This is a genomic window from Pseudomonas sp. R4-84 (genome assembly GCF_054130985.1).
In genome coordinates, this window is sequence record NZ_CP096390.1 from 3,669,468 (window position 1) to 3,683,347 (window position 13,880).

The window sequence follows — 13,880 nt, forward strand, 5'->3', positions numbered from 1 at the left end:
CATGTCGACATTCATGACCGGCACCCCGTCGTGATCCACGCAGAAACCGCCCGTGGTGGCTTGACTCAGCTACGCCGCAGGAGGGCGCGGAGCAGATTGTGCTGCACAAGGGCGAACCGGCCGAAGCCTTCGAGTGGCTCAAGGTTAGCCACGTTATCGGCAACGCGCGCAACCAAGGGGGCCGAGCTAGCTCGCCCTGTCGCCGGTTTACCCATCTGACACTCGTCCCCAAAACACCCAATCGATCAACCTTGGCTCTAGCAGCGACTACGCTACAAAAGGCTTGATGGCCTGCAGCCTATTTCAAGGAAGATCAAAATGAGAGTCGCCACCTTTTTTCTAACTTCTTGCCTATCGTTCCCTTCAGCTGCAGGTATGCAGCTGGATTACAAATGGTCGTATGATGATGATTCAGAGTACTCCATCATTTCCTCTGTTGAGACCGGGCCTACCGTCCAGGCAGTTATTCGCCGCGTAGGCTCTTACTTTACCTCCTACACCATGATCGAGATCGACTGCACTACTAGGTACGTACGCCAAATGGGATACCACAGCAGCGTTGTAGGTGCTCAAGCTGCTAAGTACGACCTTCACAGCCGCTTTATCGAGGGGATGCTTGCCCACAAAGTACACGCGGTGCTGTGCAGAAGCTCACCTATGACGGAGGAACACTTAACAAACCTACCTGCCGAATAGGTCCCACCTAGTCGTCAGTGATATTAACCTGTTACCGACATGCTAAAACTGCTGCGACAAGCTCCCGCTCATAGCCCATGCGCTGCCGGCGCTCAGCCAGCAGCGCCCGGACTTTCACCTCGAGCGAGTCGGACTTCTTAAGCCCATCAGTTGCCCAGAGCGGTGCCGCCACCTCCTCGGTCTTGCATGGCACCTGCACGGGAATCTCCACCCGGACCGTTCGAATCTCAGGCTCACGACCGGCGCATCCCGCCAGCGCCAGCACACCAATCAGCAGCATCGCCTTCATAAGCCAAGCTCCCGATCGATGATGGATTCAGCCGCGGTGCACTGGGCGCCGCCGGTTCGCTCCTGCAGGAGGCGATTGGCTACCGCGTAGTCTGGCTGGGCCTCTTCCCTGGCCTTATCCTGCGCCAATGCGGCATTTCGCTCCCGCAACTCACCCGCCAGAACAAGCTCGCCCAGCTTCCGGCCTTGCTCGCCGGCCAACGACTCTAGGTTGTCACGGGCCAGAGTGGCCCGGGATAGGTCTTTGTTCGATGCGTCCAGCAGTGGCCTATAGTGGGCAGCAGCCAGCCACCCACCGAACCCCGCTCCTACGGAGAACAGCAGCAACGCCAGCGCGCCCAGGACCAACAACTTCAGCGTGGCGGGACTCATGGCACATCCTTGAAAAAGATGTGGTGCCGGAGGCGGAAAGTCTGGGTGGCGTCCTTGGCCCAGATCGGAGGATTCGGCAACGTGGTCGCGTAATAGTGGGTCGCGCCATTGGTGATATCAGGCTCCGCGCCGGAGATCACCAGATCCGCCGCCCGCTGTGCCTGGGCGAACTGCTTCGGCGGGATTGGCTTGGCTCCGCTCAAATAGGGATAGTTCGGGTCGTTCTTGTTCCAGCAACTGAACTGGTAGGGTTTCAGGCAAACCCCTGCATAGCCCTCTCCCCACCAGGAGCGGTCCTTGCGATCATTCACGCGATTGCGGATTACGCAGCCCACGGCAACCTGGCCGGCCAGCCCCTCCCCGCGGGCTTCGGCCCACAGCGTGCGCGCGAGGATGTCGCGATCCTTTTCTGTTGTAGTCATTTACATTTCTCCAGGCAAAAAAAATCCCGCTCTCGGCGGGCTTGGAATTGGGTTGAGCGAGATGAACGAGTTAGAAGCCGGTAACGTCTGCGACCATAATCACGGGCATTGGCCCAATCGGTGAATTGGCAGGCGGGCTGGTTGTCGGCGGCCCTTGATTCGCTAGAAGCCCCGACGTGACAGTTCCACCTGACACCCTGACCGACCGAATCATCACCATGAACGCGAGATTTTGTCCTACCTGATTCTGGCGATATCGCGTGTCATAGTTGCTGATCCCACAGGCGTAGGTACGGCCAATCACGACCGGCAATGAGAACGACTGCGTGTCCGAACTGGTTTCATACACTGCGGAAATCCTGAGGATTTTGTTGTTCGAGTCGAAGGTGAGGTTTCCTGCCGAGTCAAAAAGCTGCAAGCCACAACGCGACGGGACAACAGGAGCATCGCCAAAGCAGTAGCACACGACGCTGTCGGCAGTATTCGACCAGAACTCGTAATCAGCGCTGCTGGCAGTAAGAACAACGCTCCTAACTGCAATGGACGATGAAGCCGCCGTCTCACCGAAGAGGACAAACTTGGTTGCCTTGGGCAGGCTTAAAGCAGCCCTATAAATGGTCGAGCCACGGGTCCAACCATATATAGTGAATTTGCCCAAAAACGAAACCGTCAGGACATCTGAATCGATCTGAAGGGTGTTGGTGTCCCTGAATACCTGAAGCCCTATTGGCATCTACCTAACTCCATAGAAAACCTGGCACCCGACCCTAGGGACATTCGCAGTGGTGCCCTGCCCCCTGAAGTCGGAAAAGCTCCACGAAATGGTGGTCCCATTAATGGTGATGAATGGCACGCAAACAACCGTGGTGTCACCTCCACCTACCCCTTTTGCAGAGAAAAACCATGGGCTTCCCCCTGCAAACCCAGGCACAAAAACAGAACCATTTGCCGTTCCGGTGAAAAACGATCCTAGGTATCGCCCCGTGATCGTGTCGGTTGTGAAGGACACCGAGCCGTCAGCATTGTAAACCTCTAATCCTGCTGGCATCACCAGATCCCCAGACGCACTCGAAGCTGCCCTGCCTGATCGAAGACCTGAACAACTTGGTTATTGATCGTGAGCTTGCCTCCACCCGAGACCGCTCCATTGAACTCAATTCCCCCCGTCTTGCTGAGCCTCCAACCCGACACCCCAGGGACATAGTTGGTTGATTGAATGGTGTCGCCGATCTTCGCATTGGTGATTGATCCGTCTTGAATAAACGCCGCCTTGATGTAAGCGGTGTTGTTCTGCACCACGAACGGATAGAAGACCTCCGAAGCGTTGGGATCGACTATCGCGAAGCGGCTGGCTGCGATGAGGACTTGGCTGGTGATGATTCCTTCGTCGTTTTCTACTCCAACCCCGATCCCGGCAAGGTAGGGTTTCCCATCAACAGTAAGCTGGGTCTTGATGCTGTACATCGCGGCAAGCTCGCTCTTGAGAGCGTCGATCTCTATCTGGGCGCCGCCGGAATCGATTTTCTCGAGCAAGTGCTTGCTGAGCTGGGTTTCCGTGATCTTATCGTTCAGGTAGTCCAGGATTGGCCCTGCGTCAGCCGACGACTGTCCAAAGACTGGGCCGAAGAAAGCGCCCATATTTCCGACCCGATCAACCAGGCGTGCCCAGAAGAAATAGGTTTTTCCGGGAGCGAGTCCCATGATGGTCAAGTCAGTTTGTGGGTAGGTGTAGTCACCGAATTTGGTGGCATCTACGATCTGGTTGGTTTCGCTATACCAGATCTCCGTCCGTTGCAGATCCGCAGTGCTTACGCCCTGAGGAATCTCCCACTTCAGTTTGATACCGAACACGATCGACTCGGCAATGAACGAGGAGACTTCAGGCGGAGGCGTAGTTTTTCCGTTCAGCACCGTCTCCGCAGAGGTTGCGAAAACAGAGCCGATATCGAGCGAGTTGATCGCTCGCACCTTCGCCGTGTACCTCCCGGCATAGATCCCGCTGACGTCAATTGATGTCGTCCCGGTACGGCCTGCAAAGATCCAATCACCTTCATCCTTGCGCCAATACACCTCATAAGCGATTGCCGCTTCTGGCCTCTCCCAGGTAATTGTCATGACGCTGATCGCGCTACCCTGATCGACGAAATGGTCGTTACTGAGTGTCACGTTCGTTGGCGGCTTCTGAACGCTTGGGGGAACGACGCTGATTGGTGGACGCTCGATACGGCTGCCGTTGTCGATTGCACCGTATTTGCTCGAGTTGTGCCGTACAGCATTGATGGTGAACTTGATTTCCGTGTCCGAAAAATCTTCCGCTACGGACATCACCCGAAACTGTTGCACCGCCAAGGCAGGTGAGTCGATTGCCCACATGGAGTGAAGCGGTGGCAACGCCTCGAGGCTTTCCGACAGCACAACTTGTTGTACCTCAGCCGGAAAACCCGTGGTATCAAAAGTGATGTTGCCGTTGTCCCACGTGATGCCGGAGCTGTCCCAAGTCAGGGGATAGCCAACGGACTTGATGGCTCGAGAGACAGCCTTACCGTTGGGCATAATCAGGGTGATGGTGTCGCCCGGAAAGGCGGTTACATCCGCGTCGAGCACGAGAGTGTCGAGCGTTGAAGAACGTAGCCGGCCACCGATTCGGCGTCCAGCCCTGTCGTTATCCGCGATGCGGATAATCTGACCAGGCCGCGCCAAGGTGCCATCCAAGCCAACGGAGAAGCTGACGCTCTCCGTCTCCAGGCGGTTAGTAAGCAATGCCCATTTACCAACGCGCTGCGCCTGAGCCTGAGACGTGCATCCGGTAGCTGTGATTTCGGTTTGTTGGATGCCGTAACGAGCGATTCCGGGCTGGTCGTCTACGTACTCAACCTTCTGCCGATAAAAATCCGAAGGATCGTTCCAGCTCACCAGCGCAACGGTATAGCGCGTCTTCTTGGCAGATCCGGCGTAGTTGAATTTCCCGTCGATGACGTTGGCATTCGAGTAGGTATAAACAGGATCCTCTGGTATATCGGCCACGGCCATGACGGAACCAGCAGCCCAGTACGCCATCCCACGGAACGCTGTCGCCAGATCCTGGAGCACGCGCAGCGCATCAGCGCGAACCGAAAGGTACAGATTGCAGGTGAAACGCGGCTCGGTGCCGCCCTTCCCGTCGGGGATTGGCTGATCGCAATACTGACCGATCCGATACAGCTCCCATTTATCCACCTGCCCCGCGTTCAGCAGATGGCCGAGCCCATAGCGGAAATGCAGCAGTAAGTCGTAAAAAATCCAGGCAGGATTATCTGTCCAGGCGCTTTTAAAGGTGCCATCCCAGACTCCCGTGTAGGTGCGCGTCTCTGGGTCATAGTTGCTTGGAACCTTGATGATGCGGCCATACAAATCGAACGAGCGAGTCGGAATCGATTGAAACTGCGACGCATCGAATTGCAGGCCGACGATGGCCGAACCTGGGTATCTCAGCTTCGCGTCGATGATCTCTGTAATTGCCTCAACGTTGGTGGTGTCTGATATCGCGGAGCTGGTGGCATTGGCCGTCAGACGGATCACGCGCACGGTCCAGCCGCTGGTCGCGCTAGGAAGATCGACGCGGTGTGATCGTTCGTATTTTGTCGATGTCTTTCCGCTGAAAGCCGCGTCTAGCACGGACACAAAGGGACCGCCGTCGGTGGACAGCTCAATCCTGTATCGGACCGTGTATCCGTTGGTGTCGCCATTTGTGGTGTTTGTCCGTGCAAGACGTGGAGTGGAAAGTCTGATCCGGACTGCCGAGAGTTGAAGATTGGTTACCGCGCGCACCCAAGGCTGGTCGGAGCGGAGCTCAACACCGACGGCAATTTCGCTCTCCACCGCGGGGAAGCCCGAGATGTGTAGTTGATCTTGACTGCCGGTTCGCACCTCTTGGCTGACGCCGCTGAAGTTCAGCGTTCCATCCGGGTTTGCCAGCGGTGTTTCATCAAGAAAAATGGACTGCATGCCGTTCACCAAGCCTCGAATCTCACCTTCACTCACCAGGTCGAGAATTCGCGCGAAAGCGGTGCTTTGCAGGTTGTCCGGAGCCTCAACGGAAGGACGCGGCTTCGACTCACCACCCTTGCGTCCGGCTATGGCTAGCTGGGTCATGACTTTCCTTTGGGCGAAAAAAAGCCCGCTCAATGGCGGGCCTCGTGATGGATGCTTCGGTTACATCTGGTCTTCGGAGTAAATACCCGCGCTGATCACGGCGCTGCCGACAATCATGCGGCCATACAGCAGCGGGACAGGGTTGCCTTGGACGCTGGTATTAACCGGGCCGTTGAAGCTATAACTGGGTCGGTTGTTTGGGCTGTCTTGGGTGCCCAGACCTTTTGCCTGGGGACTGAGCATTTGCATCACCCCACCGGCAACCATGGCAATGCCGACCGGCAGAAGCGGGCTGTAGACGAGGCCAACCACGATAAGTACGGCACCGATTATGGTTTGTAGCGCCCCGGCACGCTTTGAACCCTCAATAACTGGAACGATTCGGATGACATCCCTCCCCGTAGGCTTTCCGAGGTCGTCCTCTCCAATGTTCCTATTGCCATTAAAAATGGCAAAACGAAGGCCCTTATCCTTGCTCTCAAGCATAAATTTTTCGAAACCAGCAAACTGCTTGAAATAACCGATGATGTCGCGCCAGCCTGCTCCGGTCGTAATACGGTGCTCGCGCTTGCCAGTGATTTCAGCTAACTGCTTGGACACAATCACCGTTTGCATCTTCTCAAGCAACTGCGACATTTTTCCTCCGAACGAAAAAAACAGCCCAAGGCGGCTTTTATTATTGCGTGGTGAGTGATACATCCATGCTCATCATTTAGTCTTTGAATATCCTGAACTGCCGCTCCTTATGGTGGAGTCAAGTTCATTCAGGCCGCTTCCGCAGGACGATGCCGAGACAATATATGGTCACCTAGAGCCACACGGAATTACGCGGTCTCGCCTGAGCCGGTTTCTGCAGCTCGGCGTCCGTTGATGTTCACAGGAGTCTTACAGCCAGTGCTAACGCAGCCCTCACCGTGCGTCACTACCAACACAGATTTACCACCAAAGGGCGTCCTGAAATGCGAAAAAGCTTAGACGGCGGCACCGGATCGGCTTCGGTTGATCGGAGTCTGCCTGCTAGCGCAGGCAGACAAGACGACCTAACGGAGCATTAGGGCTAATTTCATTTCTCCTTCATAGAAAGACACGCCCTAGCACTATGGCACGAGCGGAGAAACAATCTCATCGGTGATTACTAGAGGGTCGTAATAGGAATTCGGACTGAACGTGAAATAAGCTGCACGCTTAGTATTTTTATTTAAGAGATTGTCACCTTTGTTAGGCCAAGAAGGATAGAGGGCCTCAGGGTCAGGTTTTCCGAAAATTTTGGTCAGATATTTTTCTCCAGAAACATAACTAGCCTTAGTTCCGGGAATGATGACCGCACTGTAGAAAACGCCATTAAAGAAACAGAGGGTTGCCTTATTTACCGGTTCCGCGCTGAATAAGCCAGTAAGGCCCTCTCCTTCGTAGCATACGTCTAGACCGTTCGCCTTAACTTTTTTCAGCGGCGATGGAACGTCAGAATATTTGCGGCCCAACTCGTACCCTAGCAGCTTTACCGAAGGAGTTCGATCTACGGGGATATCAAGATCGCCGACAATGAATTTGTATTGACGAGTCCCAACTCCCTGCAACTCCACTTCTATAAACAATTTTTTTGCGATCGAAACTGACCCGGCGAACGCCACTACCTGTGATGGGATCAGTTGTTTGCCATCTGTCGTCGCGAAAAGCTCCTCGGTGATTTTTCCCTCGTCAAATTTGACATTCACGTTACAAAAGGAGTTGTCGGCGGCGGGGCACCCCTCAGTTCGACCACTATTCAAGTTAAACACTACACCCGGCTTTCCATCTTTATCATCTAAAACCATTAAAGTAACGCTAGGTCCGTCGCCAGCCAGAGGGGATGATGTTTGGCTGAAGACTATAGTGCTTGTGCCACGCATTTCGTCTTTGATTTCTGACTTCATCCATTCCGCATGGGCAAGAGATGCAATCATCGACCCCAACCCCAAAATAACCGACAGCAACGTTGCGCCTCTGTTCATCAATACCACTCCTGTGAAAGATGGCACCAAGATATCACCGGTTGGCCGGTGTACGAATCCCAGCACCGCAACGAATCGCGATGTAGTAACGCGATGCTTCGCTCACATGATTGGAAGATGAAGCGAAATGCCAAGCTATTTGACAGCTCACGAAAAATTTGCAATCAACCCGGGCAGGTGGGTCGATGACCTTTAACCATGTCCTGCCATGGCCCACCATAAACGATGACCTCGTTAGGATTTCAGGGCTGTTTTAGCAAAGGTTTTGCGTCCCGGTGACGCCAGTAACCAACGGTGACTTCAGACCAGTACCCGCCGTACACATCCCGCTTGCTGTCGCGGTTGTAGAGGTGATGAAGAATCGATCCGGGCGCCGGGTAGTGCTCTGGCTCACTCCTCAGCACACCGTCGGCCAGGTATATCCCCGCATGGTTGGGCACCGGTGAACGGATCTGCATCAACACGATGTCGCCATGTTGCGGTACGGGTATTTTTTCGAAGCCCGCCGCGGGCAAATTTTCGAGGTAGAGATTGCCGCCCTTATCCCACCAACCGTCTTCCCGCTCATAGCTGCCAAGATCGATACCCATCTCACGACGGTAAAAATCCAGGATGATGCTGAGACAATCATGCACACCGTGCACAAACTTGCGGCCAATCAGAGGTGCCTGATACCCAACCGGCGCGAAGCTCATCAAATTCCCAGCTCGCACTACACCGTCATCGCCTTTTCGCACTTCGAGAATGTGCCAGGGCAAGCCCGACGCTTCGCAGCAGACGCGATCAGCCTCACTCGGTGTGGCAGGATAATCGGGATGGCTGTGTACCACCGCGAAAATGTCGCCCCTGTCTTCAGCGGCTGCGTAATCCTCAGGCGCCAAGCGGAAATGCTCGTTCGGCGTCGAGGCGATGTTGCGGCATGGAACGTAGATCTCTTTCCGACCTACCCTCACCAACAGCCCACACGCCTCGCGCGGATACTCGTCGATGGCGTGTGCCTCGATTGCCGCTCTGTTTGCTTTGTTCATAGATCATGTCCGGAGCAGCCCCGCAGCGGGGAAAGAGCCATATGGGAGGGGGTTATTTTCGCCGAAACGTAGCTTGCAGCTAGTCAAGCGACCGCCGCACTTATCCTTGGCTGCGTCAGTGACGATGACATCGTTCTCGTCGGCAACGGGTGACCCGTTGTAGCCGCAATACGGACCTCGGTAGCCGCCACAGGAAAGCCACCAGCACACGTTGGCTACGATCTGTCTCCGAGGTAGTTGGACTCCAGCGAAATCCAGGGCCGTCGCCAGTTCGAACTGGACAACTTCGTTGTCCTCGGCAGCCTTGCGCTCGACATACCAAATATCTGGTGGAAGTTCTTCCTCTGGGTCCGCTTCGGGCTGCCCATCGAGATACTTGCCCAGGGTTCGATGGCGAATCAGTTTCGCGCCGACGAGATCTTCGAAATACAAAACCAGCGCAGTGATAAAGCCGTCAACGTTGCCCACGGAAAGAGTCGGCGTCGGTTGCGTCCCCTGCCCCGTCATTTCGAAGCCTTCAGCTTTAATCGGCCAAGGCGAATACTCTTTGCCCTGCCAAAATATTGAGGATTGCTGTGGGTAACCATGGAAGCGGTACAGCTCGGCGCCCAGCATCGTTGCATCGAGCTCAAAAAGCTCCACCCAAGCGCCAGGCTCCAGCGTCTGGATATCAGCCGTAATCGGCATGGAGTGTCCTCAGAAAAAATTAAAATCAGGCGAGTGGAGATCAGATGGGCCGTTTTGGGCGCTTTGCTTCGTCTGGGAAATCAGGGTGCCCTTCCTTCCAGGCTCTGAGCGCGATTCGATAGTCCCGCCATTGCCGATCTGTCCCAGGCAAGGCGGCAGGGTCAGAGTCTTCAAGCATCACGAGCTGTTCGGCCACGACGACCATCTCAGAGGATGCCCAATCCGCTTCCCTTTTCATCTGGATTTCCAGCAACGTTCTATCGGAGATTACCCACTCGCCTTTCTCCGATGCGGTGTAAAGCAGGGTCTTCTCATCATCGGGACGCTGACCATTCATTTGAATCCAACCATTAGGGCAGTCCCCACCCACCTGTTGAAAATTGCTGCCAATCTCAGCGTAAACGCACAAGGTCATGCATGGACTCTCCAGACTTTTAAGCGACAAGTTGCGGACGTTGCAAAGCGCCATCACAGAGCCATCACAGAGCCATTACCACGGAGCGCTCTGGATCAGTCAGGTTCAAGCCCATCGCTTAAGAAATTCATAGAATCGGTGTAGGTTGCCAGATCGATGATCTCCCGGAGAAAGACGACAAGCGCGAGCTTCTGACCGTCATCTGGCAATCCTAACCATTCCAGCATCGCTCTTGCATCCTCCTCGATAGCCGCGAGCGCATCTACGTCGCTTTGCAGTCTCATGTCGGCCTCCGGCCAGTGTGAGCTCGGATACGTAATTGCTTTTATTTACGAACCACGCCAGCCAGATCGCAACCACCTTGAACATGTCGATCAAGCGCGTCCGGTCGTACGTAGTACTAACCTGCCTGATCTCTTAGCTGCGATAGCCGGCCGGATATTTCCAGCATGCGTCCGCATGTCATCGCGAGGGCTTGATCAAGGATTCGTTGCCTTTCCCGCTCGACGCACTTTGGGCAGCGCTTGGGAGCGCTGACTGGAGCTTTAAACCACCGTTCATCCGGTAGCGCGATATACACGCAGCTGCAGCTTGCACACGTTTCCAGCTCTTGAGGCGTGGACATGGTCTGCTCCCTAAGATGATTCATCCCTTCATGAAATGCCTAAGGCGGTTCCAGAACTATGGGTACACGTTCCCTCAATTCTCCGCCAAGGTGAACCACCGCTCATCCGAACCGCGGTGATTCAGACAATCACAGCGCCCCATTAATCATCAATAAACACGTCTGCCGCTAGGCGCGGCATGGAGCATCATCATGGCAAAAATCATTGCCCAAATGACAGTAAAGCTCCCTCGCCTCATGGAGGTGAGCGAGTACAGAAAACTACGGTACGCAGGCGGCAAACCCAGCGTGCAGCAACTCAAAAGGTGGATTGAAGAAGGGGAAGTGATCGGGGAGATCAAGGGCGGGATGTACTTTGTAGACCTGCAAGCAGCAGTCATGGGAGCAAACGACCCGCTGCTCGCGCAGATGACGGAGATTGGTTGATGGCTGCTCGGCCACGCATATTGAAAAACAGGAAGTTGCCGCCGAATCTCTACCCCAACGGAAAATATTGGCGGTACCGCAATCCCATCACCGGCCTGGTAACAAGCATCAACCGCCCTCTGGAGGAAGCAATAAAACTAGCGCGTGCGGCGAATCTGAAGCTGTCGGCGCTGGTTGTAGACGACGGCGCGCTACTCACCGTCTTGACTGGCGAGCGTCTGCCGACGATCAACATCCTATTGCAGCGTTTCCAGGACGAATGGCTTAAGGAAAAAGGCTACGCAGCTCGCACACTGGAGGAGATCAAGTTCAAGCTTCAGCGGTATCAGCGAGACCTTGGCGAACGCCTGATTGGACAATTGGACGTGCTTGCCATGGCTGAATACCTGGACCAGTTCAGCAACAACGCCTACACGAAGCACCGCGGTCTCTGGGTACAGATATTCGCTTTTGCCGTGGCGAAAGGCCTTGCAGAGCGAAATGTGGCCGAGCTAACCCTGGTGAAAAAGGAGGCGGAGAAGAAGCGACAACGTCACACCCTCGACGGGCTGAAAACCATAATCAACGCCGCAACTACACCTCCATGGTTAAAGCGCGCCATCCGCCTAGCGCTGACTAGCCTCCAGCGGCGCGAGGACATCGTGACCTGGCAGAAATCAGCCGCCAACATAGATGAAAACACGCTGACCGTTTCGCCCGGAAAAACTCAGGGTTACAGCAATCCGGTTCACCTCAAAATCAAGATGGGGGCCGCCCTACGCGAGGTTGTAGGAGAGTGCCTACGCTCACCCGTAGCTTCCCCCTACCTGATCCATTACAAGCCCAAGGCGAGGCGCAGGGAGCAGATCAATGCGAAGGATCACTGGACCTCTGTGACGCCGGATTACCTGACCAAGGAATTCAGCAAGGCCAGGGACGAGGCGCACGCCTATGACTATATGCCAGCAGGAGAGCGCCCTACTTTTCACGAGATTCGCGCTTTAGGCGCGTGGCTCTATGAGCAGCAGAACTTCCCCCAGGAATACATCCAGGCGCTGCTTGGTCATGCAGACGAAAAGATGACGAAGCACTACCAAAAGGGACACGGCGAGCAGACGATTGAATACGTCGAGGTGGGTGCCGAATTGGCGTTGTGAGGTGGGGTTTTGCAAAAGTTTTGAAAAAGTTTTGAAAATCGCGCTCAACAAAAAAGGGCCCACCTTTCGGTGAGCCCTTCTAGACCGCCCAGCAGAGCGGATTTTGTTTGGTAGGCGCGATTGGACTCGAACCAACGACCCCCACCATGTCAAGGTGGTGCTCTAACCAACTGAGCTACGTGCCTGCTGTGAGGCGGCATTCTACGGAATTCCAAAGGGGTGTCAACACCTTTTTTTCACCTAAGCCTATGAATATGCAAAATATTTAATTGCGCCGAGGCGACAAGGATTTTGTGGTGGCTGGCGGCGGATTTTTATCTCGGGTAGGATCGCTGCATTCGTAAAAAATATAAAACAGAGGTTCCAGAATGGCGAACACATCCTACCCAGCGTCCTATTACGCCGCATCGGCCAATGCGACGCCGTCGCGCCCTGCCCTGCAGGATGATGTCGAAACCGATGTCTGCGTGATCGGTGCGGGTTACACGGGGTTGTCTTCCGCGCTGTTTCTGCTGGAGCACGGTTTTAAAGTGACGATCGTCGAGGCGGCGAAGGTCGGCTTCGGCGCTTCGGGTCGCAACGGTGGGCAGATCGTCAACAGCTACAGCCGCGACATTGATGTGATCGAGCGCAGCGTCGGTCCACAGCAAGCGCAGTTGCTCGGCAACATGGCGTTCGAGGGTGGGCGGATCATTCGTGAACGGGTGGCGAAATATCAAATTCAGTGCGATCTGAAGGAAGGCGGTGTATTCGCGGCCCTCACCGCTAAACAGATGGGTCATCTGGAGTCGCAGAAGCGTTTATGGGAGCGTTTCGGTCATACACAGCTGGAGTTGCTGGATCAGCGGCGTATTCGCGAGGTAGTGGCTTGTGAGGAGTATGTCGGCGGCATGTTGGATATGAGCGGTGGGCATATCCACCCGCTCAATCTGGCGTTGGGCGAAGCGGCAGCGGTGGAGTCACTGGGTGGTGTGATCTACGAGCAGTCGCCGGCGGTGCGCATCGAGCGCGGTGCCAGTCCGGTCGTGCATACGCCGCAGGGCAAGGTCAGGGCCAAATTCATTATCGTGGCGGGCAATGCTTACCTGGGCAATCTGGTGCCGGAGTTGGCGGCCAAGTCGATGCCTTGCGGTACGCAGGTGATCGCCACTGAGCCGCTGGGGGACGAGTTGGCCCATCGCCTGCTGCCTCAGGATTACTGCGTCGAAGATTGCAACTACCTGCTCGACTACTACCGGCTGACGGGTGACAAGCGCCTGATTTTCGGTGGTGGCGTGGTGTATGGCGCAAGGGATCCGGCCAACATTGAAGCGATCATTCGGCCGAAGATGCTCAAAGCGTTCCCGCAGCTCAAGGATGTGAAGATCGATTACGCCTGGACCGGAAATTTCCTACTGACTCTGTCGCGTCTTCCGCAAGTCGGGCGGCTGGGGGATAACATTTATTATTCCCAAGGCTGCAGTGGTCATGGCGTGACGTATACGCATTTGGCGGGCAAGGTACTGGCAGAGGCATTGCGAGGGCAAGCAGAGCGTTTTGACGCGTTTGCGGACCTGCCGCACTACCCCTTCCCCGGCGGTCAATTGCTGCGCACCCCGTTTGCAGCGATGGGGGCTTGGTATTACGGGTTGCGGGATCGGTTGGGGTTCTGAAGCGGCCGACA

14 protein-coding genes and 1 tRNA gene are annotated in these 13,880 nt (G+C 55.3%); 3 read left to right on the plus strand and 12 right to left on the minus strand.

The genetic code is table 11. The features are described 5' to 3' along the window. Positions 1-727: 727 nt before the first annotated feature. The 11 genes from M1D68_RS16780 to M1D68_RS16830 form a co-directional block, all read right to left on the minus strand. Complete coding sequence (locus M1D68_RS16780) at positions 728-985, minus strand: hypothetical protein (RefSeq protein WP_434559779.1); 258 nt, start codon at positions 983-985, stop codon at positions 728-730. Continuing rightward, positions 982-1,356 carry a hypothetical protein gene (locus M1D68_RS16785; RefSeq protein ID WP_420765741.1) on the minus strand — a complete coding sequence of 125 codons (375 nt, stop codon included), beginning with the start codon at positions 1,354-1,356 and terminating at the stop codon, positions 982-984. Before M1D68_RS16785 ends, M1D68_RS16780 begins: the two co-directional genes overlap by 4 nt. Beyond that, positions 1,353-1,778: a cell wall hydrolase gene (locus tag M1D68_RS16790; RefSeq protein WP_420765740.1), complete on the minus strand. Its 426-nt coding sequence runs from the start codon at positions 1,776-1,778 to the stop codon at positions 1,353-1,355. Before M1D68_RS16790 ends, M1D68_RS16785 begins: the two co-directional genes overlap by 4 nt. A gap of 70 nt (positions 1,779-1,848) precedes the next feature. Beyond that, positions 1,849-2,511, minus strand: a complete 663-nt coding sequence (locus M1D68_RS16795; protein WP_420765739.1) for a hypothetical protein — start codon at positions 2,509-2,511, stop codon at positions 1,849-1,851. Between the two features lie 314 nt (positions 2,512-2,825). Then, positions 2,826-5,909, minus strand: a complete 3,084-nt coding sequence (locus tag M1D68_RS16800; RefSeq protein ID WP_457967822.1) for a host specificity protein J — start codon at positions 5,907-5,909, stop codon at positions 2,826-2,828. A 60-nt stretch (positions 5,910-5,969) separates the two neighbouring features. Beyond that, entirely contained in the window at positions 5,970-6,545 is a 576-nt protein-coding gene (locus M1D68_RS16805; RefSeq protein ID WP_420765737.1) for a tail assembly protein, read from the minus strand. A gap of 461 nt (positions 6,546-7,006) precedes the next feature. Then, positions 7,007-7,900, minus strand: coding sequence for a hypothetical protein (locus tag M1D68_RS16810; protein WP_434606775.1), 894 nt, complete (start codon positions 7,898-7,900; stop codon positions 7,007-7,009). A gap of 242 nt (positions 7,901-8,142) precedes the next feature. Beyond that, the gene (locus M1D68_RS16815) at positions 8,143-8,928 is read right to left on the minus strand and encodes a C40 family peptidase (protein ID WP_457967824.1); all 786 of its coding nucleotides are present in this window, start codon (positions 8,926-8,928) and stop codon (positions 8,143-8,145) included. 3 nt (positions 8,929-8,931) lie between these two features. After that, entirely contained in the window at positions 8,932-9,615 is a 684-nt protein-coding gene (locus M1D68_RS16820) for a phage minor tail protein L (RefSeq protein ID WP_420765734.1), read from the minus strand. Positions 9,616-9,655: 40 nt separating this feature from the next. After that, positions 9,656-10,030 (minus strand): hypothetical protein, encoded by a 375-nt coding sequence (locus M1D68_RS16825; protein WP_420765733.1) that lies wholly within the window; start codon positions 10,028-10,030, stop codon positions 9,656-9,658. Between the two features lie 95 nt (positions 10,031-10,125). After that, positions 10,126-10,314: a hypothetical protein gene (locus tag M1D68_RS16830; protein WP_457967827.1), complete on the minus strand. Its 189-nt coding sequence runs from the start codon at positions 10,312-10,314 to the stop codon at positions 10,126-10,128. Between the two features lie 533 nt (positions 10,315-10,847). On the opposite strand from M1D68_RS16830, the gene M1D68_RS16835 reads away from it, so the two are divergent. Then, a complete protein-coding gene (locus M1D68_RS16835) occupies positions 10,848-11,081 on the plus strand; it encodes a hypothetical protein (protein ID WP_030142009.1) in 234 nt (77 codons plus the stop codon). After that, positions 11,081-12,217, plus strand: coding sequence for a tyrosine-type recombinase/integrase (locus tag M1D68_RS16840; RefSeq protein WP_457967829.1), 1,137 nt, complete (start codon positions 11,081-11,083; stop codon positions 12,215-12,217). The genes M1D68_RS16835 and M1D68_RS16840 overlap by 1 nt, the downstream gene beginning before the upstream one ends. Before the next feature lie 108 nt (positions 12,218-12,325). On the opposite strand, the gene M1D68_RS16845 is transcribed toward M1D68_RS16840, so the two are convergent. After that, a tRNA-Val gene (locus M1D68_RS16845) sits at positions 12,326-12,402 on the minus strand. A 183-nt stretch (positions 12,403-12,585) separates the two neighbouring features. On the opposite strand from M1D68_RS16845, the gene M1D68_RS16850 reads away from it, so the two are divergent. Continuing rightward, positions 12,586-13,869 (plus strand): NAD(P)/FAD-dependent oxidoreductase, encoded by a 1,284-nt coding sequence (locus tag M1D68_RS16850; protein ID WP_445570683.1) that lies wholly within the window; start codon positions 12,586-12,588, stop codon positions 13,867-13,869. Positions 13,870-13,880 lie beyond the last annotated feature (11 nt).

Bases quoted from the DNA above. Each gene is read 5' to 3' on its own strand.
- M1D68_RS16780 (WP_434559779.1), bottom strand. From the start codon at position 985: ATGAAGGCGATGCTGCTGATTGGTGTGCTGGCGCTGGCGGGATGCGCC.
- M1D68_RS16785 (WP_420765741.1), bottom strand. From the start codon at position 1,356: ATGAGTCCCGCCACGCTGAAGTTGTTGGTCCTGGGCGCGCTGGCGTTG.
- M1D68_RS16790 (WP_420765740.1), bottom strand. From the start codon at position 1,778: ATGACTACAACAGAAAAGGATCGCGACATCCTCGCGCGCACGCTGTGG.
- M1D68_RS16795 (WP_420765739.1), bottom strand. From the start codon at position 2,511: ATGCCAATAGGGCTTCAGGTATTCAGGGACACCAACACCCTTCAGATC.
- M1D68_RS16800 (WP_457967822.1), bottom strand. From the start codon at position 5,909: ATGACCCAGCTAGCCATAGCCGGACGCAAGGGTGGTGAGTCGAAGCCG.
- M1D68_RS16805 (WP_420765737.1), bottom strand. From the start codon at position 6,545: ATGTCGCAGTTGCTTGAGAAGATGCAAACGGTGATTGTGTCCAAGCAG.
- M1D68_RS16810 (WP_434606775.1), bottom strand. From the start codon at position 7,900: ATGAACAGAGGCGCAACGTTGCTGTCGGTTATTTTGGGGTTGGGGTCG.
- M1D68_RS16815 (WP_457967824.1), bottom strand. From the start codon at position 8,928: ATGAACAAAGCAAACAGAGCGGCAATCGAGGCACACGCCATCGACGAG.
- M1D68_RS16820 (WP_420765734.1), bottom strand. From the start codon at position 9,615: ATGCCGATTACGGCTGATATCCAGACGCTGGAGCCTGGCGCTTGGGTG.
- M1D68_RS16825 (WP_420765733.1), bottom strand. From the start codon at position 10,030: ATGACCTTGTGCGTTTACGCTGAGATTGGCAGCAATTTTCAACAGGTG.
- M1D68_RS16830 (WP_457967827.1), bottom strand. From the start codon at position 10,314: ATGAGACTGCAAAGCGACGTAGATGCGCTCGCGGCTATCGAGGAGGAT.
- M1D68_RS16835 (WP_030142009.1), top strand. From the start codon at position 10,848: ATGGCAAAAATCATTGCCCAAATGACAGTAAAGCTCCCTCGCCTCATG.
- M1D68_RS16840 (WP_457967829.1), top strand. From the start codon at position 11,081: ATGGCTGCTCGGCCACGCATATTGAAAAACAGGAAGTTGCCGCCGAAT.
- M1D68_RS16850 (WP_445570683.1), top strand. From the start codon at position 12,586: ATGGCGAACACATCCTACCCAGCGTCCTATTACGCCGCATCGGCCAAT.